The organism is Streptomyces sp. (assembly GCF_031181705.1).
GTDB lineage: Bacteria > Actinomycetota > Actinomycetes > Streptomycetales > Streptomycetaceae > Streptomyces.
This window is the reverse complement of record NZ_JAPSKN010000075.1, coordinates 1-21540: the sequence shown is the minus strand read 5'-3', so window position 1 is coordinate 21540 and position 21540 is coordinate 1. Positions and strand designations below refer to the sequence as shown.

The window sequence follows — 21540 nt, the reverse complement described above, 5'->3', positions numbered from 1 at the left end:
GTAGCGGCCGGACTTCTGCTTGCACACCGACGGGACGCCGGGTGCGGGCCGGTGCGCGGCCCGCTGCGGGTTGCTTGGTCATCGCGGTCCCCTGAAGTCGTGTCGGCGTCCGCTCCGCAACGGATGATTCTCCCGGCGGACCCGGATGGCAAGTGCTTGCAGAGTCTTGCACAACTGTCCGACTGTCCGTCGAACAGCCGGTCAGCAAGGCGGATCAAGGCCTCAGGGCCATCGAGAGGAGGTCACGGCGGGATAACCATCCGCACCTCTTGCAACTTTTTGCTGCAAGGTCTTTCGCAACACGTTGCGGCGAGGTTAATGTCACCGACGCCCGGCGGCCAACGGCGCAGTCGGCAGCACAACGGGCTTCACCCTCAAGGAGAACTCATGCGGCGTGGCATAGCGGCCACCGCGCTGGTGGCGTCCCTCGCCCTGGCGGCGACGGCCTGCGGCGGAAGCGGCAGCGGCGACGAGGCCGGCGGTCCGGTCACCATCACCTGGTGGGACACCTCCAACGCGACCAACGAGGCGCCGACGTACCAGGCCCTGGTCAAGGAGTTCGAGGCCGCCAACAAGGACATCAAGGTCAAGTACGTCAACGTCCCCTTCGACCAGGCGCAGAACAAGTTCGACACCGCCGCCGGTTCCAAGGGCGCCCCCGACGTGCTGCGCTCCGAGGTCGGCTGGACCCCCGCCTTCGCCAAGAAGGGCTTCTTCGCGCCGCTGGACGGCACCGAGGCCCTCGCCGAGCAGGACAAGTTCCAGCCCAGCCTGATCGAGCAGGCCACGTACGAGGGCAAGACCTACGGCGTCCCGTTCACCACGGACACCCTCGCCCTCGTCTACAACAAGGAACTGTTCGCCAAGGCCGGCGTCGAGGCGCCCAGGACCTGGGACGACCTGAAGAAGGCCGCCGCCACCATCAAGGACAAGACCGGCGTCGACGGTTACTGGGGCTCCACCCAGGCCTACTACGCCCAGTCCTTCCTCTACGGCGAGGGCACCGACACCGTCGACGTGGACGCCAAGAAGATCACCGTCACCTCGCCCGAGGCCAAGAAGGCCTACGGCACCTGGCAGGGTCTGTTCAAGGGCAAGGGCCTGCACAAGGCCGACACCACCGCCGACGCCTACGCCCACATCCAGGAGGCGTTCGTCAGCGGCAAGGTCGCCTCGATCATCCAGGGCCCGTGGGAGATCACGAACTTCTACAAGGGCTCGGCCTTCAAGGACAAGAACAACCTCGGCATCGCCACCGTCCCGGCCGGCTCCACCGGCAAGGCGGGCGCCCCGACCGGCGGCCACAACCTCTCGGTGTACGCGGGCTCGGACAAGGCCCACCAGGAGGCCTCGCTGAAGTTCGTCAAGTTCATGACCTCGGCCAAGGCCCAGGAGACCATCGCGCTGAAGAACTCCACGCTGCCCACGCGCGAGGACGCCTACACCGCGAAGGTCAAGGCCGACCCGGGCATCGCCGGCTTCCAGAGTGTGCTGCCCGCGGCCCAGCCGCGCCCGGCCCTGCCCGAGTACAGCTCCCTGTGGACCCCGCTCGACGACGAGCTGCTGAAGATCGCGAGCGGCAAGGAGTCCCTGGACAAGGGCCTCGGCAACGCCGAGACCGCCATCGCCAAGCTGGTGCCCGACTACAGCAAGTGACCGCCGCGTGGCCGCCGGGTCCCCCGGTCAAGGGGGAGGGGATCCGGCGGCCACCGGCCCGCGCCTGACCCGGGCAGCCCTCCTTGACCTCCTTGAACATCCAGAAGGTGTCGAACCATGACAGTCGCCATCGACCGAGCGACCGGCAAGCGGCGCGGTGAGCGGGAACCACGGCCCGGACCGGTGCAGCGGCTGAGGAACGGCCTGAACAAGCACTGGTACGCCTACGCGATGGTCGCCCCGGTGGCGATCGTCCTCGGCGTCCTCGTGCTGTACCCGCTGGGATACGGCCTGTACCTCACCCTCACCGACGCCACCAGCCTGAACACCGCCCGCACGATCGGCGTCAACGAGATCGACGCCACCTACAAGTTCATCGGCCTGGACAACTACGCCGACATCCTGTGGGGCCCGACGTCCTACGACCGCTTCTGGTCGCACTTCCTGTGGACGATCTTCTGGACCGCGGCCTGCGTCACCCTGCACTACGGCATCGGACTCGGCCTCGCCCTGCTGCTCAACCAGAAGCTGCGCGGCCGCACCCTGTACCGCATGATCCTGGTGCTGCCCTGGGCGGTGCCGACCTTCGTCACCGTCTTCGGCTGGCGGTTCATGCTCGCCGACGGCGGCATCATCAACAGCGGCCTGGAGTTCCTGCACCTGCCGACGCCGTCGTGGCTGGAGGACACCTTCTGGCAGCGGTTCTCCGCGATCATGGTCAACACCTGGTGCGGCGTGCCGTTCATGATGGTCTCGCTCCTCGGCGGCCTGCAGTCGATCGACGCGAGCCTGTACGAGGCCTCGGAGATGGACGGCGCGAGCGCCTGGCAGCGCTTCCGCTACGTCACCCTGCCCGGCCTGCGCTCGGTCAGCACCACGGTCGTCCTGCTCGGCGTCATCTGGACGTTCAACCAGTTCGCCATCATCTTCCTGCTGTTCGGCAACACCGCCCCCGACGCGCAGATCCTCGTGACCTGGGCCTACCAGCTGGGCTTCGGGCAGCAGCCGCGCGACTACGCCCAGTCCGCCGCCTACGGGATCCTGCTGCTGTCCATCCTGATCGTCTTCACCTCCTTCTACCGCCGCTGGCTGAACCGCAACGACCAGCAGCTCGCGATCTGAGGCAGGAGTCCGAAATGAGTACGACCACCGTCGAGACCCCCGCCCCGTCGGCCGAGCGGCGCCCCGCGAAGGCCCCGGGCCGGACGCGCCGGCGCGGCGAGCAGAGCCGCGCGGCCTCCCTCGCCTCGCACGCCGTGCTGATCGTCGCGAGCCTGACCGCGCTCTTCCCGGTCGCCTGGCTGTTCTTCCTGTCCCTCGGACCGGACAAGGACGACTATCTGCACCCCGGGCGCATCTGGGGCAAGATGACGTTCGACAACTACGCGTTCGTCCTGCAGGACACCAGCTTCTTCGACTGGCTGAAGAGCACGCTGGTGGTGGTGCTGGGCACGACGCTCATCGGCGTCGTCGTCGCCGCGTCCACCGGCTACGCGGTCTCCCGCATGCGGTTCCCGGGCTACCGGAAGTTGATGTGGGTGCTGCTCGTCACCCAGATGTTCCCCATCGCGGTACTGATCGTGCCGATGTACCAGATCCTCTCGGATCTGCAGCTCATCGACAGCTACCTTGGTCTCATCCTTGTCAACTGCACCACCATCGTGCCGTACTGCGCCTGGCTGATGAAGGGCTATTTCGACACCATCCCGTTCGAGATCGACGAGGCCGGGCGCGTCGACGGGCTGACCCCCTTCGGCACGTTCGCGCGGCTCATCCTGCCGCTCGCCAAGCCGGGACTCGCGGTCGCGGCGTTCTACAGCTTCCTCACGGCCTTCGGCGAGGTCGCGTTCGCCTCGACGTTCATGCTGAGCGACGACAAGTACACCTTCGCCGTCGGTCTGCAGACGTTCGTCAGCGAGCACGACGCGCAGCGCAACCTGATGGCCGCGACTGCCGTGCTGATCGCGATACCGGCCGCCCTCTTCTTCTACCTCGTGCAGAAGAACCTGGTGACCGGCCTCACCGCCGGCGGCACCAAGGGGTGACCCCCGCGCCCTTCGGGGCGCTGCCGAACGGCATGTCACAAGCCCGAGGCGGCCGCGGTGCCCATCCGACCCCGCTGTACCGCGGCCGCCTCGTCACCCCACACGTCCCACATGACCGCACCCCAGTTACGCATCAAGGACGACATGAGCCAGCACTCAGCTGCACCTGCCCCCACCTCCGGCTCCACCGTGGCCGTCGCCAAGCGCCGCGACTGGTGGCGGGACGCGGTGATCTACCAGGTGTACCCGCGCAGCTTCGCCGACAGCAACGGCGACGGCATGGGCGACCTGGAGGGTGTCCGCACCCGTCTGCCGTACCTGCGCGACCTCGGCGTGGACGCCGTGTGGCTCAGCCCCTTCTACGCCTCGCCGCAGGCCGACGCCGGATACGACGTCGCCGACTACCGGGCTGTCGACCCCATGTTCGGCAACCTCCTGGACGCCGACGCGCTGATCAGCGACGCCCACCGGCTGGGTCTGCGCATCATCGTCGACCTGGTGCCCAACCACTCCTCGGACCAGCACGAGTGGTTCAAGCGGGCCGTCGCCGAAGGGCCGGGATCGCCGCTGCGGGATCGCTACCACTTCCGCCCCGGCAAGGGCGAGAACGGCGAACTGCCGCCCAACGACTGGGAGTCCATCTTCGGCGGCCCGGCCTGGACCCGGGTCACCGAGCCCGACGGCACGCCCGGCGAGTGGTACCTGCACCTCTTCGCCCCGGAGCAGCCCGACTTCAACTGGAACCACCCGGCCGTCGGCGACGAGTTCCGCTCCATCCTGCGGTTCTGGCTCGACATGGGCGTCGACGGCTTCCGCATCGACGTCGCGCATGGGCTGGTGAAGGCGGACGGGTTGCCCGACCTTGGATCCCACGACCAGGTGAAGCTCCTGGGCAACGATGTCATGCCGTTCTTCGACCAGGACGGCGTGCACGAGATCTACCGCCAGTGGCGGCTGATCCTCGACGAGTACGCGGGGGAGAGGATCTTCGTGGCGGAGGCCTGGACCCCGACCATCGAGCGCACCGCGAACTACGTCCGTCCCGACGAGCTGCACCAGGCCTTCAACTTCCAGTACCTGAGCACCCACTGGGACGCGGCCGAGATGCGCGAGGTCATCGACCGCACCCTGGAGGCCATGCGCCCGGTCGGCGCCCCGGCCACCTGGGTGCTGTCCAACCACGACGTCACCCGGCACGCCACCCGCTTCGCCAACCCGCCCGGCCTCGGCACCCAGATCCGCCTGGCCGGCGACCGGGACCTGGGGCTGCGCAGGGCCCGGGCCGCGAGCCTGCTGATGCTGGCGCTGCCCGGCTCGGCCTACATCTACCAGGGGGAGGAACTCGGCCTGCCCGACGTCGTCGACCTGCCCGACGAGGTGCGCCAGGACCCGGCGTACTTCCGGGGCGCGGGCCAGGACGGCTTCCGGGACGGCTGCCGGGTGCCGATCCCGTGGACCAGGACCGGCTCGTCGTACGGCTTCGGCGACGGGGGCAGCTGGCTGCCGCAGCCGGAGGAGTGGGGCGAGCTGAGCGTCGAGGCGCAGAGCGGGGTGCCCGGCTCGACGCTGGAGCTGTACCGGGCCGCGCTCGCCGTGCGCCGGGAGCAGCCCGACCTCGGAGCCGGCACGTCCGTGGAGTGGCTGCGGGCGCCCGAGGGGGTACTGGCCTTCCGGCGCGGGGAGTTCGTGTGCGTCGCCAACACCACCGGGGAGTCGGTGGCGATGCCGGCGTACGGCCGGGTGCTGGTCGCGAGCGGGGAGATCGTGCAGGTCGACGACGAGGCGAAGGTGCCCGCCGACACCACGGTGTGGTGGACCACCGCGACGACTGCCTGATTTTCCTCTGAATTTGGTACGGCCCGCTGCCCTTTCGGGCGGCGGGCCTTTACCATCTGCGTCACCGCAAGGTTTCTGAACCTTGCAGCAAGAGCCTTCAACGAAGAAGGAAACCCCACATGGCACACAGACACCTCTCCGCCGCCGTCGCGCTCGCCGCGGCTGCGGTTGTCATGCACCCGACTAGTGCCCAGGCCTCCCCACCGGGCACCAAGGACGTCACCGCCGTCCTCTTCGAGTGGAAGTTCGCCTCCGTCGCCCGGGAGTGCACCACCACCCTCGGCCCCGCCGGCTACGGCTACGTGCAGGTCTCCCCACCTGCCGAGCACATACAGGGCCCGCAGTGGTGGACCTCGTACCAGCCGGTCAGCTACAAGATCGCCGGCCGGCTGGGCGACCGCGCGGCCTTCCAGAACATGGTGAACACCTGCCACGCGGCCGGTGTGAAGGTCGTCGTCGACACCGTCATCAACCACATGTCGGCGGGCAGCGGCACCGGCACCGGCGGCTCGTCCTACACCAAGTACAACTACCCCGGCCTGTACTCCTCGTACGACTTCGACAACTGCACCTCGCAGATCACCAACTACCAGGACCGCGCGAACGTCCAGAACTGCGAGCTGGTCGGCCTCGCCGACCTCGACACCGGCGAGGACTACGTCCGCAGGGCCATCGCCGGGTACATGAACGACCTGCTCTCCCTCGGCGTGGACGGCTTCCGCGTCGACGCGGCCAAGCACATGCCGGCCGCCGACCTCGCGAACATCAAGTCCCGGCTGAGCAACCCGTCGGTGTACTGGAAGCAGGAGGTCATCTTCGGCGCCGGCGAGGCCGTCCAGCCCACCGAGTACACGGGCAACGGAGACGTCCAGGAGTTCCGCTACGCCTACGACCTCAAGCGGGTCTTCACCAACGAGAACCTCGCCTACCTGAAGAACTACGGCGAGGGCTGGGGCTACCTGAACAGCGGCGTCTCGGGCGTCTTCGTCGACAACCACGACACCGAGCGCAACGGCTCGACCCTCAGCTACAAGGACGGGGCCACCTACACCCTCGCCAACGTCTTCATGCTGGCCTGGCCCTACGGCGCCCCGGACATCAACTCCGGCTACGAGTTCACCGACCACGACGCCGGCCCGCCGAACGGCGGCCAGGTGAACGCCTGCTGGCAGGACGGCTGGAAGTGCCAGCACAACTGGCCGGAGATCAAGTCCATGGTCGCCTTCCGCAACGCCACGCGCGGCCAGGCCGTCACCAACTGGTGGGACAACGGCGGCGACGCCATCGCCTTCGGCCGGGGCGGCAAGGGCTTCGTGGCCATCAACCACGAGTCGGGCTCCCTGACCCGGACGTACCAGACCTCGCTGCCGGCGGGCACGTACTGCAACGTGCAGAACAACACGCCGGTGACGGTGAATTCGGCCGGGCAGTTCACGGCCACGCTCGGTTCGAACACGGCTCTGGCGATCCACGCGGGCAGGCCCGCCTGCTGAGGCCGGACACCGCGCGCGGCCCCGCCCGTCACCCCCTGGGGCGGCCGGGGCCGCTGTTCCAGACCAGCACACCTGGTTGAAAGTTCTTTCCAACGGTTTCAAGACTCTTGCTGTAAGGGTTTCGGCGGCGATACGGTCGCGCGGGGTCGGACCCGAGAGAGCCGCAATCGCTAGGAGCCCATCTGTGATACCGAGATGGCCGGTGCCGTCCAGGCGCCGTACCGCCCGTGCCGGACGGGTCGCCGCGGTCACCGCCGCCGCGCTGGCCGCCACACTCGTCCAGCCGCTCGCCGCCGGGGCGGCCACCCCGCCGGCGCCTCCGTCCGACGCCCGGCTGGCCGCCGAGCCCGCCCGCCACGACGCCACCCGTGAGCAGTTCTACTTCGTCCTGCCGGACCGTTTCGCCAACGGCGACGCGCGCAACGACAAGGGCGGTCTGACCGGTTCGCGTCTGACGACCGGCTACGACCCCACCGACAAGGGCTTCTACCAGGGTGGCGACCTCAAGGGCCTGACCAAGAGGCTCGACTACATCAAGGGCCTGGGCACCACCGCCCTGTGGATGGCCCCCCTCTTCAAGAACCAGCCCGTGCAGGGCACGGGGGCGAACGCCTCCGCGGGCTACCACGGCTACTGGATCACCGACTTCACCCAGGTCGACCCGCACTTCGGCACCAACGAGGACCTCGAAACCCTCATCGACAAGGCCCACGACAAGGGCATGAAGGTCTTCTTCGACGTCATCACCAACCACACGGCGGACGTCGTCGACTACGAGGAGAAGTCCTACGGCTACCTCTCCAAGGGCGCCTTCCCGTACCTGACGAAGGACGGCGTGCCCTTCGACGACGCCGACTACGCCGACGGGCGGCGGGGCTTCCCGGAGGTCGGCCGGGACTCCTTCCCGCGCACCCCCGTGGTCACCCAGCAGAACAAGGTGCCGTCGTGGCTCAACGACCCGACGATGTACCACAACCGCGGCGACTCCACCTTCGCCGGTGAGAGCTCCACCCACGGCGACTTCTCCGGGCTCGACGACCTGTGGACCGAGCGGCCCGAGGTCGTCAGCGGTATGGAGAGGATCTACCAGCGCTGGGTGCGGGACTTCGACATCGACGGCTTCCGGATCGACACCGTGAAGCACGTCAACATGGAGTTCTGGACGCAGTGGGCCACCGCCCTCGACGCGTACGCGGCCAAGCGCGGCCGGGACGACTTCTTCATGTTCGGCGAGGTCTACTCGGCCGACACGGACGTCACCGCCCCCTACGTCACCGAGGGCCGGCTCGACGCCACCCTCGACTTCCCCTTCCAGGAGGCGGCCCGACAGTACGCCTCCCAGGGCGGCAGTGCGCAGAAGCTCGCGGGTGTCTTCGGCGACGACTACAAGTACACGACCGGCAAGGCCAACGCGTACGAGCAGGTCACCTTCCTCGGCAACCACGACATGGGCCGCATCGGGTCGTTCCTCAAGCAGGACAATCCCGAGGCCACCGACGCCGAGATCCTCGCCAAGGACAAGCTCGCCAACGAGCTGATGTTCCTCAGCCGGGGCAACCCGGTCGTCTACTACGGCGACGAGCAGGGCTTCGCCGGCCCGGGCGGCGACAAGGACGCCCGGCAGACCATGTTCGCCTCGCGCACCGCCGACTACCTCGACGACGACCGCATCGGCACCGACGCCACCCACGCCGAGGACGCCTACGACACCAGAGCACCGCTCTACCGGCAGATCAGCGCTCTCGCCCAGCTCCGCAAGGCCCACCCGGCCCTCACGGACGGCGTCCAGCAGCAGCGCTACGCGGCCGACGGGCCGGGCGTCTACGCCTTCTCCCGCACGGACGCGAAGACCGGCACCGAGTACGTCGTCGCGTTCAACAACGCCGCCGACGCGAGGACCGCGACCTTCGCGACCGGCTCGGCCGGCATGACCTTCCGGGGCCTCTACGGCACCGACGCCTCCGCGAGGAGCGACGGCGACAAGAAGCTCACCGTGACCGTCCCGGCCGGCTCGGCGATCGTCCTCAAAGCGGCGGGCAGGCTCGCGAAGCCCGCCACCGAGCCGTCCCTCACCCTCAAGGCCCCCGCGGCCGGCGCCACCGGCACCGTGGAGCTCTCCGCGGACGTCGAGGGCGGGCAGCTGAACCGGGTCGTCTTCGCCGCCCAGACCGGCAACGGCAGGTGGCGGGTCCTCGGCTCCGCCGACCACGCCCCGTACAAGGTCACGCACACCGTCGGCAAGGACGTCGCCCCGGGCACCGCCCTGCGCTACAAGGCCGTCGTGGTCGACTCGGCCGGCCGCACCGCGAGCGCCCTGGCCGCCTCCACCACCGGCACCCCGCCCGTCGCGGAGCCGCCCGGGGCGTCCTCCCGCGACTACGCGATCGTCCACTACAAGCGCGCGGACGGCGACTACGCCGACTGGGGCCTGTACGCCTGGGGGGACCTCGCCGAGGGCGAGGCCACCGAGTGGCCCGACAGCCACCCCTTCACCGGCCGGGACGCCTACGGCGCCTTCGCCTGGGTCAAGCTCAAGCCCGGCGCCTCGAACGTCGGCTTCCTCGTCATCGACAAGGACGGCACCAAGGACGTCGCCACCGACCGCACGATCGACGTCACCAAGACCGGCGAGATCTGGATCGAGCAGGGCAAGGAGACCGTCACCACCGAGCGCCCCGACTACCCGGCGCCCGACAGGAGCAAGGCCGTCCTGCACTACCACCGGGCCGACGGGAACTACGACGGCTGGGGTCTGCACGTCTGGACCGGCGCCGCCGACCCCACCGACTGGTCCAACCCCCTCAGGCCGGTCGACACTGATGCCTATGGCGCAGTCTTCGAGGTGCCGCTCACCGAGGGTGCCACCAGCCTCAGCTACATCATCCACAAGGGCGACGAGAAGGACCTGCCCACCGACCGGTCGCTCGACCTCAAGGCCGACGGCCACGAGGTGTGGCTGGTGAGCGGCCAGGAGAAGTACCTGCTCCCGCAGCCCGCGGGCTCTGCCGCCGCCCTCGACCTGAGCACCTCCCAGGCGGTCTGGATCGACCGGAACACCCTCGCCTGGAACGGCTCCGACACCGCCGCCTCCGCCCAGCTGCAGTACTCCCGCGACGGCTCGATCAAGGTCGAGGACGGCGCCCTGACCGGCGAGGCGAAGTGGCTGCGCCTGTCGAAGGGCGAGCTGACCGACGCCCAGAAGGCGAAGTTCCCGCACCTGAGGGAGTACGACGCCTGGACCGTCGACCCGCGTGACCGCGACCGGGTCCGCGAGGCCCTGCGCGGCCAGGTCGTCGCCACCCGGCACGCGGCCAACGGGGCCGTGCTCGCGGCCACTGGCGTGCAGATCGCCGGCGTCCTGGACGACCTCTACGACGCCACCGAGGCCGACCTGGGACCGACGTTCGCCAAGGGCCGCCCCACCCTGTCCCTCTGGGCGCCGACCGCGCAGTCCGTGGCCCTGGAACTGGACGGCAGGACCGTCGCCATGCGCCGCGACTCCACCACCGGCGTCTGGTCCGTCACCGGCCCGGCGTCCTGGAAGAACAAGCCCTACCGCTACGTCGTACGGGTCTGGGCGCCCAGCGTCCGCCAGGTCGTCACCAACAAGGTCACCGACCCCTACGCCCTCGCCCTGACCACCGACTCCGAGCGGAGCCTCGTCGTCGACCTGGACGACAGGGACCTCAAGCCGGCCGGCTGGTCGACGTACACCAAGCCGAAGGCCGTGCCGCTGCGGGACGCCCAGATCCAGGAGCTGCACGTCCGGGACTTCTCCGTCGAGGACCGCACGGCGAAGCACCCCGGCACCTACCTCGCCTTCACCGACAAGGCGAGCGACGGCAGCAGGCACCTGCGCGAGCTGGCGAAGGCGGGCACCTCCCACGTGCACCTGCTGCCCGCCTTCGACATCGCCACCATCCCGGAGCGCGGGGCCGACCAGGCGCGGACCGACTGCGACCTCGCCTCCTACCCGGCCGACTCCGACAAGCAGCAGGAGTGCGTCGGGAAGATCGCCGCCGAGGACGCCTACAACTGGGGCTACGACCCGTACCACTACACGGTCCCCGAGGGCTCCTACGCCACCGACCCGGACGGCACGGCCCGCACGGTCGAGTTCCGCAGGATGGTGAAGGCCCTCAACGACGACGGCCTGCGGGTCGTCATGGACGTCGTCTACAACCACACCGCGGCGAGCGGCCAGGAACGGACGAGCGTCCTCGACCGGATCGTGCCCGGCTACTACCAGCGCCTGCTCGCCGACGGCTCGGTCGCCAACAGCACCTGCTGCGCCAACACCGCCACCGAGAACGCCATGATGGGCAAGCTGGTCGTCGACTCGGTCGTCACCTGGGCCAAGCAGTACAAGGTCGACGGCTTCCGCTTCGACCTCATGGGCCACCACCCGAAGGCCAACATCCTGGCCGTCAGGAAGGCCCTCGACGCGCTGACCCTCGACAAGGACGGCGTCGACGGCAAGAAGATCATCCTGTACGGCGAGGGCTGGAACTTCGGCGAGGTCGCCGACGACGCCCGGTTCGTCCAGGCCACGCAGAAGAACATGGCCGGCACCGGCATCGCCACCTTCTCCGACCGGGCCCGCGACGCCGTGCGCGGCGGCGGCCCCTTCGACGAGGACCCCGGCGTGCAGGGCTTCGCGTCCGGCCTGTACACCGAGCCCAACTCCGCCAAGGCCAACGGCACCCCGGCCGAGCAGAAGGCCAGGCTGCTGCACTACCAGGACCTCATCAAGGTGGGCCTGAGCGGCAACCTGAGCGCCTTCGCCTTCACCGACACCAGCGGCAAGCGGGTCAAGGGCTCCGAGGTCGACTACAACGGCGCCCCCGCCGGTTACGCCGACGCGCCCGGCGACGCCCTCGCCTACGCCGACGCGCACGACAACGAGTCCCTGTTCGACGCGCTCGCCTTCAAGCTGCCCGCTTCGGTGAGCGCCTCCGACCGGGCCCGGATGCAGGTCCTCGCCATGGCGACGGCCACCCTCTCGCAGGGCCCGGCCCTCTCCCAGGCGGGCACCGACCTGCTGCGCTCCAAGTCCCTCGACCGCAACTCCTACGACAGCGGCGACTGGTTCAACGCGATCCACTGGGACTGCCGGGACGGCAACGGCTTCGGCCGCGGACTGCCGATGGCGGCCGACAACGCCGGCAAGTGGCCCTACGCCAAGCCCCTGCTGAGCACGGTGAAGGTGGGCTGCGAGCAGATCGAGGGCGCCTCGGCGGCCTACCGCGACCTGCTGCGGATCCGCGCCGCCGAGCCGGACTTCTCCCTCGGCACGGCCGAGCGGGTGCAGTCCCGGCTGTCCTTCCCGCTGTCCGGCACGGACGAGACGCCCGGCGTGATCACCATGCGGCTCGGTGACCTCGTCGTCGTCTTCAACGCCACGCCCCAGCGGCAGGAGCAGCGCGTCCCCGACCTGGCCGGAACCGGCTACCGGCTGCACCCCGTGCAGGCGGCCGGCGCCGACGCCACCGTGAAGTCCTCCGCGTACGCGGAGCAGTCCGGGACGTTCACCGTTCCGGCGCGCACGGTCGCGGTCTTCACCCGGACCGCGGGGTAACGCACCCGGACGGGGCGGACCGCCACCGGCGGTCCGCCCCGTCTGCGGCTAGGGTGAGCCCACCGACCCGGAACAGGAGTGCCGATGCCGCAGATCACCGTCGACTATTCCGCCGACCTCGCGGACGACTTCGACCGGCCCGGTTTCGCGAAGGCGCTGCACGAGGCCACGGTCGGGATCGCCGCCGCCAAGCCGCCGGCCTGCAAGACCCGGTTCCGCCGGACCGAGGACATCGTGGTCGGCCCCGACGCCGAGGGGCACGCCCATGTGCACGTCCACATCGCGCTGCTCGCCGGCCGCACCGACGAGACCAAGGCCCGGCTCACGCAGGCCGCGCTGGAGCTGCTGCGGACGTATCTGAAGCCCGCCGCGGGCGTCGCGCTGCACGCCTCCGCCGAGGTCCGCGACCTGGACCCCTCGTACGCCAAGTCCGAGAGCTGAGCGGCCTCAGGTCGCCAGGGCCAGCAGCCGGCCGGCCAGGTCCGCGAACGGGCCGTCGGCCGGCTCGTCCTTGACGATGCGGCGCAGCAGGGCGGCCATCTCCTCGTCATAGGCGGCGCTGACGGCGGCGAGCGCGGCGAAGTCGTTGACGAGCTGGGGCTCCAGCTCCTCGCGCGGGATGCGCCGGCCGTCCAGCCAGATCAGCGCCGTCGACTCGGCGAGCGAGATCCAGGACCGCACGACCAGTTCCAGCCGCGCGGGCGGATCACTCACGCCCAGGTGCGAAAGGATCTGGACATACGCGGCCTGCCGTACGGAGTCGATGAGCGCGTTGGTCGTCGAGGACCCGACCGCCGGGCCGCCGCGCATCAGGGCGGAGAAACCGGGCCCGTGCTCGTCCACGAAGTCGAAGTAGCGGCGCATCACGCGCAGCAGCCGGGCCCCCAGCGGGCCCTCGTGCGGCTCCACGAACCGGGCCGCCAGATCGTCCGAGGCCCGCTGCAACGCGGCCTCGTACAGGCTGAGTTTGCCGGGGAAGTAGTGGTAGACCAACGGGCGTGAGATGCCCGCGGCCGACGCTATCTCGTCGATCGAGACCTCGTCGGGCGAGCGGCGGCTGAACAGTTCGAGGGCGACGCCGATCAACTGCTGCCGCCGCTCCTCGACTCCCATTCTGCGGCGAACCCCGGTAGTCATACGAACACCTTACCGATCGATTCCGGCCGCGAACGGTCCGGAGCGATCGCCGAGGTCCGCCCAGGGCCGCCGGGCCGTCGCCGGAACCGCGCGTCAGCGCAGCCCGCCGACCGAACGCCCGTCCTCCAGCGTGCCCTTCAGCTCCGCCTGCGCGCCCTGCTCGGCCGGCACGGTCAGCAGACTGCCCGGCGCCGACCCGTCGACCCCGCCGGTCGCCCGGATCGAGGCGGTCCGCCGGCTGCCGGCCGCCAGCAGGTACCAGTCGCCCGCCTTCGCCTTCCACAGCACCCCGGCCAGCACGTGCGGATCCCGCGCCCCGCACGCCGGGACGTTCTCGGCCTTCGCCGCCACCGCCCCGTACGCCCCGCCCGGCGTGTGGAACTGGGCCAGCACCCGCGCCCCGCCGCCCCGCCAGGTCTCCGCCCGCGTGCACACCCACGCAGCCGAGCCGCTCGCGTCGGGCAGCGGCTGCTCGTTGAACGCCCAGGCGTTGACGCTGCGCACCCCCGCCGAGCGGACCGTGCCCAGCGAGCAGGCGAACGGCTGCCAGGTGCGCAGCGCCTTGGCGCCGGACACCTCGCCCGGGGAGCCGGGCCGGCCGGTGGTGAGCCGGGCCGGGACCAGTTCGCCGAGGTCCGTCAGCAGCCGGGTCCTGGTGCCGTCGGTCACCTGCAGCACGTTCCACGAGGTGCACGGGCCGGAGCGCAGGGCCGGGCTGGCCAGCGGGGCGGTCACCCCGTCGTCGAGCGCCAGGTCCATCGCGCCCGAACCCGGCTTCAGCAGATCCCGCTCGGCCGCCTTCTCGACCCAGGGGGCGGTCAGGTAGCGGACGTTCCCGTCGGCCCGGCCGAGGACCACCGCGCCGGCCTCGGCCCGGGAGGCCCCGTCGACCCGGGCGAAGTCGAGGGCGGCCCCCTGCGTGCCGTCCTTCGGCTCGGCGTACCGGGCGATGCGCAGCCCGTCGTAGAGGATCACCACGTGGGCGGCGTCGACCGTCCCCGCGTACAGCAGCTGGGGCGGTCCGGCCGGGCCGCCGGAGGGGGTGCCGGGCGTCGCGGAGACCTGGACCGTCTCCCCGGGCCGGGCCCACACCGCGAGGGCGCGGCGCAGCAGGGCGTCGTCGCCGGTGAGGTCGCCCCGGGCGGGCCAGACGGAGAAGTCGGTGCGCGCCGAGACACGCCACGCGGCGGCGGGGACCCGGGTGAGCTTCGCCGGGTCGAGGGCGGCCTGGGCGGCCGGGTTCCGCGCGTACGGAGGTGCGGCGGCGCCGTCCGGGCCCCAGCCCTCGCCGGGCAGTCCGAGCAGCGCCCCGCACACCAGCAGGGCCGCACCGGCGGCCAGCGCGGCCTTCAGGTGCTGGCGGCGCCGCATCAGGTCGGTGGGGCGGGCCTGCAGCGAGCAGGGGTCGAACTCGGGGGAGTCGAGCAGGCCGAACTGCTCGGGGACGCCGCCGGCCTCCAGCAGAGCACCCTCCGGATCGGCGACGCCCGCGGCCGCGAGCACCTTGCGCGCGCCGTCGTCCGTCAGCCGCTCCAGGCCGCGCAGCGCGTACGCGGCCCGGGCCGGGCCCGACAGCGTGGACAGCCGCTGGTCCAGCGCGAGTTCGTCGGCGCCGCCGGAGCGCGGGAAGAGCTTCAGCCCCCACACCTGCGGCAGCAGCGGCGGCAGCTGGGACCGCTTGGGCCAGGCCCTGAGCCGCAGCGGCACTCCGGCCTCCAGCGCCGTACGCAGCACCTGGAGCCGGACCAGGGCGTAGCCCGGGTCGCCGTCCCGGCCGGTGGACTGGGCCGGGATCACGGGCGCCGGGGTGCGGCTGCGGGGGAGTGCCCGCTGGGTGAGGGCGTGTGCGGTCAGGACGCGCCGGCTGCGGCCCAGGCCGGGCGGCAGCACCAGGTAGGCCAGCCGGACCAGCCGTGGATAGTGCTCGACGAGGGCGGCCTCGGCCTGCTCGACGTCGACGACCGGGCCGGCCGGGGAAGAGGCTGCGGGGCGCTGGGCGACATCCTGTGACTGCACGTTCAGCAGAACGAGCGAATCGGTGGATGGTCACCTGACCGCGGAGCTGTCAGGCCCCGGGCGCTCCCTCGGGCTCGACCAGCAGCCGGGCGTAGTTCGCCATCGACCGCTGGTAGCGCGGCAGGTGCGGGGCGAGGGCGCCCAGGGCCAGCGACAGGGCCTCGCGGTCGCGGCCGAGGCTGGACAGGCACAGGGCGAGACAGGCGCGCACGGCGTCGTCCAGTTCGTCGGAGGGGGCGTCGAGTTCGGCTTCGAGCAGCTCGACGCCCTCCTGGGCCTGTCCGATGTTCCGCAGCGAGCTGGCCAGCTGGATCTTCGTCCGGCGGGTCTTGTAGCCGCTGACGTCGGCCAGACCCCGGGCCAGCGCCTCCCGGTACAGCGGGACCGCCCGGTCCGAGTGGCCGGTCGAGTCCCAGGCGCAGGCCCGCTCGAAGGGGCCCAGCGGGCTGTCCCCGGGCAGTTCGGCCACCAGGGCGTCGACGTCGGCGCGGAAGCGGGCCGCGTCCTGCTCGGTCTCGGCGTAGTCGTCGAAACGGTCCCACAGGGCGGCCACGCGGTCTTCCCAGTCCTGGTTCACCGGCCCACCCTCGCACGCCGGTGCCCATCGGGGCAGCGGGATTTTGAGCAGTCCGCGCCCCGCGGCCGTATCGAAGGGGAGAGCCTCGTGCCAGGGCTCCGTGCGGCATGCGTCCGGACGTGCCGTGACAAGGACCGGAGGAACAGATGAGGGTGACCCGACCGATGCTCGCGCTGAGCGGCGCGGTGGCGATGCTGGCGCTGGCCGGCTGCGGATCCGGCGGCGAGCACAAGGCGGCCGTGCCGGAGGCGGTGACCGGCAGCCTGGAGCACATCGCGGCAGAGGCCGAGTGCGAGCCGAACATGCAGACCGACGCCGACACCATCCGTCAGGCCATCTGCGAGAAGGGCAAGGAGAAGTACGTCCTCGCCACCTTCGCCACCGACCGCGGCCAGCGCGAATGGCTCAACGGCGCCAAGGATTACGGCGGCTACTACCTCGTCGGCCGCAAGTGGGTCGCCGTCGGCCAGGAGAAGACCGTCCTGGCGCTCCAGGGCACGCTCGGCGGGACCATGGAAGAGGGCTCCGAGCACATGAACCCCGGCGGCAGCCACAACCGCGGCGGCCACCACGGCTGACCGCGAGGCGGGTTCCGGGCAAGCGGAAGCCGGCGGTGGGGATTCCCACCGCCGGCTTTTCACCGGGTCCGGACTACTGGCAGTCCTCGCCGCTGTTGATGCACCGGACCATCTCGTTCATCAGGTCCTCGTCGAAGAAGTTGATGAAGTCGTTGTGGTCGGTGATCGGCTTGTGCAGCTGCTCCGGGAAGGAGTCCACCGCGAAGGCGTTCTGCACCTGCCCGTTGTCGATCTGCGGCGCCTGCACGTCGTAGACCAGGCGGACCTGGAGCTGGGGGATGGCCTGGAAGCCGTTCGAGCAGGTGCCGTCCGCCTCCACGAAGTCCACGTGGGTGCGGTGGTTGGCGCTGTCGATGTTCTGGCCGTCCCAGCAGCTCTGGAAGTTGGACGTGCGCACCACGGAGCTGCCCTGGGGGCAGATCGGGTACTTGTCCGTCACCTGCCGGTCCTCGAAGCCGGTGCAGCTCCAGGAGGTGTTGGCGTTGTTCAGGCCGTTGGTGAAGGACTTGGCGTCACCGGTGATGATGCGCAGGGCCTTCGGCATCGCGACGACGTCGCTGGTGCGGTTGCCGACGAACTTCAGCTGCGCCTCGGCCGGCTCGACGATCTTGCCGACGTTGCCGTCCTGGCCACCGCCGGGCTGACCCTGGTCGATGTCCTGCGAGCCGTCCTGGATGCGCAGGACCGGCCAGAAGTACGAGGACTTGTCGCCCTGGTTCTGGCAGGTGGTCTGGGCGTTGGCCAGGTCCTCGTCGCTCGCGAAGGCGTTGTTGCTCTGGTTGCCGACGTAGTCGTGCTGGTGCTGCGCGCCGTTCGACACACCGGGCGCCACGATCACGTTGTCGGAGTTGCGGTTCTCGTTCTCGTTGGTGCCGCAGTTCGTGGTGAACGAGCCCGTGGAACCGCCCTCGCCGTTCGCGGCGAGGCCGTTGGGCAGGTTGCGGGAGTTCGGCTGGACGTCCTCGATGTTGATGAAGTCCGCCGCCGCCGGGCCGTTGCCGGCCTGACCGCCGTTGCCGCCCTGGCCGTTGCCCTGACCGCCGTTGCCCTGACCGCCGTTGTTCTGGCCCTGGTCCTGGCCGCCGTTGTTCTGGCCTCCGTCGTTCTGGCCGCCTCCGGCGTTGCCGTCGTTGGTGTTCGGGTTCGCGGCCATGCCCTTGCACCCGGCGAACCTGCCGAGGTTGGGCGCCTTGCCGCCCACCCGCCGGATGTTGATGCCGATCCGGTCGAGGGCCGCGGTGCGCTTCGACTTCAGCGGGCCGAGGATGGCGTTGTTGACGAAGCCGGGGTCGCCGGCCTGGGCCTGGCGCGTGGAGGCGAGCCGCGAGTACGCCTCGCTGATCTGCTTGTCGAGGTTCGCCAGCTCCCGGTCCACCCCCCGCCGGGCACGCTTGGGCACCTTGGTCAGTTTCTGACCGACGTCCGGGCACTGGATCGTGGCGATCTGTGCTCCCGCGGCCTTCGTCTGGTTCGCCGGGTTCTCCTCGTGCGCCGAGGCGTAGAAGTTTGCCCAGATCAGCCCGCCCCCACCGAGCGCTAGGGCCGCCGATGCGGCAATGGCCTTGGTGGCCAGCGGCGTACGGCGTTTTCTTGTGTTGCGTCCCATGGAACTCCTCTGACTTCCTTTTTCGGGGGCATCGAGGCGCCCGACAGGAGTGAAGCGGCTCCCTTCCATACGGAGGCCGTCCCACGGGTGTTCAGAGGTCCCGGGAATTGATGCGAGATTCGTGTGGACTCTGTGTGCTCAACAGCCCCTGGAGTACCGGGAGTTGCCGATCCCGCACCGTCGGTGAATGAGCAGGTCCGGTTTCACCGGCCGTGGTCGAGATACGCGAGAACCGCCAGCACGCGCCGGTTGTCGTCGTCCGAGACCTCAAGGCCCAGTTTGGCGAAGATGTTCGCGGTGTGCTTGGCGATCGCCCGTTCCGTCACGACCAGCTTCCCGGCGATCGCCGCGTTGGACCGGCCCTGCGCCATCAGCTCCAGCACCTCCAGCTCCCTCGGCGTCAGCCGCGTCAGCGGCCGGTCGCCACCACCCGACTGCCGCGCCAGCAACTGCTGGATGACCTGCGGATCCATCGCCGTACCACCGGCCGCCACCCGCCGTACGGCGTCCACGAACTGCTCGGCGTCGAACACCCGGTCCTTCAGCAGATAGCCGACGGCACCGCTGCCGTCGGCGAGCAGCTCACGCGCGTACAACTGCTCCACGTGCTGGGAGAGCACCAGCACCGGCAGGCCGGGCCGCTCACGGCGGGCGTCGAGCGCGCACTGCAGGCCCTCGTCGGTGTGCGTGGGCGGCAGACGCACGTCCACCACGGCGATATCCGGGTCCAGCTCGGCCAGGGCGGCGGCCAGTTCGGGCCCGGACTCGACGGCCGCCGCGATCTCGAAGCCGTGCGCCTGCAGCAGCCGGACGAGTCCGTCGCGCAGCAGGAAGAGGTCTTCGGCGAGGACTACGCGCAAGGGATCTCCATGGTGACCATGGTGGGGCCGCCCGCGGGGCTGCTGACGGCCAGGACGCCGTCGAATGTACCGAGCCGCCGCTCGACCCCGGCCAGGCCCGAACCGGTCCCGATCACCGCGCCCCCCTTGCCGTTGTCCGTCACGGTCGCCCGCAGCATGCCGTCCGTCCGGTGCAGGTCGACCCAGATCCGGTCCGCGCCCGAGTGCTTCACGGCGTTGGCGAGCACCTCGCTCACCGCGAAGTACGCGGCGGACTCCACGGGCGCCTCGGCACGCCCCGGCAGGTCCACGCTCACCTCGGTGGGCACCGGCAGCCGCAGCGCCAGCGCCCGCACGGCGTCGCCGAGACCGCGCTCGGCGAGCACCGGCGGGTGGATGCCGTGCACCAGCTCGCGCAGCTCGGTCAGGGCCTCCACCGAGGACTTGCGGGCCTGCGCGATCAGCTCCTTGGCCTGGGCCGGGTCCTTGTCCAGGAGCGCCTCGACGGTGCCCAGGTCCATGCCGACGGCGACCAGCCGGGCCTGTGCCCCGTCGTGCAGGTCCCGCTCGATGCGCCGCAGTTCGGCCGCCGAGGCGTCGACCGCGTCCCGCCGCGTCTCGGTCAGCACCCGCACCCGCTCGGCCAGCTGCTCCTGGTCGCTGCCGAGCATCGCCCGGGTGAGCCGGAAGTGGGCGTCCAGCAGGCGCGGGGTGAAGAAGTGGGCGAAGAACAGGACGACCAGGGCGAGGGCGGCGGCACCCAGCGCCGACGCCTGGCCCGTCACCGGCACGAAGCCGTACCAGTACCCGTCGGGGAAGACCCGCCACAGCCCGAGGGCGAGTGCGAACCCCTCCAGCGGCCAGATCAGCAGCGCGGCCGACAGCAGCGCGGTGGTGAACCCCGCGGTCATGTCGACCGGCAGCCACCTCAGGTCCCGCCAGGTCGCCGGGTCGCGCAGCATCCCGAACGTGCGGGTCCAGGGGTTGGCGTCCCTGGGCAGCGGCCGGTACGCCGGGGGGATCCGCACCCCGCCCCACTCGGCGGCGAGCACCCGCCGCCAGTCGGCGAAGGCCCGCACCCCCGTCAGCACGTACGGCGTCGTGACGAGCCCGACCCCGATGGGGATGAGCCCGATCGAGACCGCGGACAGGCAGAAGCACAGCACCGCCCCCGGCAGGGAGATCAGGGCCAGGGCCAGCCCTCGCACCGCGGCGAGTCCCACGCCCCGCCCCGCCGTCCGCAGCCCGCTGTTCTTCGTGTCGATGGTCATGGCGTTCAGTCTGGTCGAGCGGGCGTGCGCGGTCACGGGGCCCGGCACCCGGCCCGGGGGTGGTGCTACCTACACCGCCGGGGGGCGGCCGGCGGCTCAGGAGCCCGCGCCGGCCGCGAGCACCTTCGCCTCCACCTGCGGATCCAGCCCCTTCGCCGTCCGGTCCGGCCGCTGCGGCGCGGCCCCGTCGAGGGCGCGCAGCCAGCTCCAGGTGTCGGCCACGGTCTCCTCGACGGGCCGGCAGCGCAGACCGGTCGCGCGCGCCCGGGAGACGTCGGCGCTGTGCAGGGCGTCGTGCAGGTCGCTGCCCGGCGGTACCCACACCGGCAGCTGGACCCACGGTTCGATGCCCGCCTCCAGGATCACCCCGGGCTCGGTCCACCGGAGTTCGGCCGCACCACCGGTGACCCGCGCGCAGGCGTCGAGGAGGGTGTGCATCGTGGCGTGCCCCTGCGGCCCGATCAGGTTGTACGGTCCGCTCAGCCCCTGCTCCGCCGCGCCGAGGATCCACTCGGCCAGATCCCGGACGTCGACGTACTGCAGGGGCAGCTCCGGCGGCCCGGGCGCCAGGACGGGGCCGCCGCGGGCCATCCGGTTCAGCCACCAGGGGAGGCGGCCGACGTTCTCGTACGGGCCGAGGATCAGCCCGGCCCGGACGAGCACCGACCGGTGAGCGCCGAAGGCGTCCAGGGCGGCCAGCTCGCCGCCCCGCTTGTCCCGGGCGTAGTCGGTCGGTCCGGCCTGCGCCGAGGCTCCCTCCACCAGGGGCGCGTCCTCGCCGTACCCGGCGGGCGGTGCCCAGGCGTACACCGAGCAGCTCGACACGTACACGTACCGGCCGGCGCGGTCCCGCAGCAGCCGCGCCGTGTCCCGTACGGCCCGGGGCGCCGCCGACCAGGTGTCGACGA

General features: G+C 70.9%; 15 protein-coding genes. 8 read left to right on the top strand and 7 right to left on the bottom strand.

The genetic code is table 11. The annotated features are described in order from the left end of the window. Positions 1-387 precede the first annotated feature (387 nt). The 7 genes from RIN80_RS16115 (at position 388) to RIN80_RS16085 (ending at position 13049) form a co-directional block, all read left to right on the top strand. On the top strand, positions 388-1656 hold the full coding sequence (locus RIN80_RS16115) for an extracellular solute-binding protein (protein WP_309096291.1): 1269 nt from the start codon (positions 388-390) through the stop codon (positions 1654-1656). A gap of 117 nt (positions 1657-1773) precedes the next feature. Next, positions 1774-2778, top strand: coding sequence for a sugar ABC transporter permease (locus RIN80_RS16110; RefSeq protein WP_309096290.1), 1005 nt, complete (start codon positions 1774-1776; stop codon positions 2776-2778). Between the two features lie 14 nt (positions 2779-2792). Then, a complete protein-coding gene (locus RIN80_RS16105) occupies positions 2793-3701 on the top strand; it encodes a carbohydrate ABC transporter permease (protein ID WP_309096289.1) in 909 nt (302 codons plus the stop codon). A 111-nt stretch (positions 3702-3812) separates the two neighbouring features. Next, the gene (locus RIN80_RS16100; RefSeq protein ID WP_375141712.1) at positions 3813-5537 is read left to right on the top strand and encodes a glycoside hydrolase family 13 protein; all 1725 of its coding nucleotides are present in this window, start codon (positions 3813-3815) and stop codon (positions 5535-5537) included. A 119-nt stretch (positions 5538-5656) separates the two neighbouring features. After that, a complete protein-coding gene (locus RIN80_RS16095) occupies positions 5657-7030 on the top strand; it encodes an alpha-amylase family protein (protein ID WP_309096288.1) in 1374 nt (457 codons plus the stop codon). A gap of 184 nt (positions 7031-7214) precedes the next feature. Beyond that, a complete protein-coding gene (pulA, locus tag RIN80_RS16090; RefSeq protein WP_309096287.1) occupies positions 7215-12608 on the top strand; it encodes a pullulanase-type alpha-1,6-glucosidase in 5394 nt (1797 codons plus the stop codon). An 84-nt stretch (positions 12609-12692) separates the two neighbouring features. Then, positions 12693-13049, top strand: coding sequence for a 5-carboxymethyl-2-hydroxymuconate Delta-isomerase (locus tag RIN80_RS16085; protein WP_309096286.1), 357 nt, complete (start codon positions 12693-12695; stop codon positions 13047-13049). Positions 13050-13055: 6 nt separating this feature from the next. Here the strand turns inward: RIN80_RS16085 and RIN80_RS16080 are convergent, their stop codons facing one another. From RIN80_RS16080 to RIN80_RS16070, 3 genes are all read right to left on the bottom strand, one after another. Beyond that, positions 13056-13745 (bottom strand): TetR/AcrR family transcriptional regulator, encoded by a 690-nt coding sequence (locus tag RIN80_RS16080; protein ID WP_309096285.1) that lies wholly within the window; start codon positions 13743-13745, stop codon positions 13056-13058. A gap of 93 nt (positions 13746-13838) precedes the next feature. Further along, positions 13839-15761 (bottom strand): hypothetical protein, encoded by a 1923-nt coding sequence (locus tag RIN80_RS16075; RefSeq protein ID WP_309096284.1) that lies wholly within the window; start codon positions 15759-15761, stop codon positions 13839-13841. Between the two features lie 49 nt (positions 15762-15810). Beyond that, a complete protein-coding gene (locus tag RIN80_RS16070; RefSeq protein WP_309096283.1) occupies positions 15811-16338 on the bottom strand; it encodes a tetratricopeptide repeat protein in 528 nt (175 codons plus the stop codon). 146 nt (positions 16339-16484) lie between these two features. On the opposite strand from RIN80_RS16070, the gene RIN80_RS16065 reads away from it, so the two are divergent. Beyond that, positions 16485-16916 (top strand): hypothetical protein, encoded by a 432-nt coding sequence (locus RIN80_RS16065; RefSeq protein WP_309096282.1) that lies wholly within the window; start codon positions 16485-16487, stop codon positions 16914-16916. 73 nt (positions 16917-16989) lie between these two features. Here the strand turns inward: RIN80_RS16065 and RIN80_RS16060 are convergent, their stop codons facing one another. From RIN80_RS16060 to RIN80_RS16045, 4 genes are all read right to left on the bottom strand, one after another. After that, positions 16990-18522 (bottom strand): DUF1996 domain-containing protein, encoded by a 1533-nt coding sequence (locus RIN80_RS16060; RefSeq protein WP_309096281.1) that lies wholly within the window; start codon positions 18520-18522, stop codon positions 16990-16992. 203 nt (positions 18523-18725) lie between these two features. Then, a complete protein-coding gene (locus RIN80_RS16055) occupies positions 18726-19382 on the bottom strand; it encodes a response regulator transcription factor (RefSeq protein WP_309096280.1) in 657 nt (218 codons plus the stop codon). After that, a complete protein-coding gene (locus RIN80_RS16050) occupies positions 19373-20632 on the bottom strand; it encodes a sensor histidine kinase (RefSeq protein WP_309096279.1) in 1260 nt (419 codons plus the stop codon). Before RIN80_RS16050 ends, RIN80_RS16055 begins: the two co-directional genes overlap by 10 nt. A 96-nt stretch (positions 20633-20728) precedes the next feature. Then, on the bottom strand, positions 20729-21540 hold an 812-nt coding region (locus tag RIN80_RS16045), incomplete at its 5' end, for an NAD-dependent epimerase/dehydratase family protein (RefSeq protein WP_309096278.1).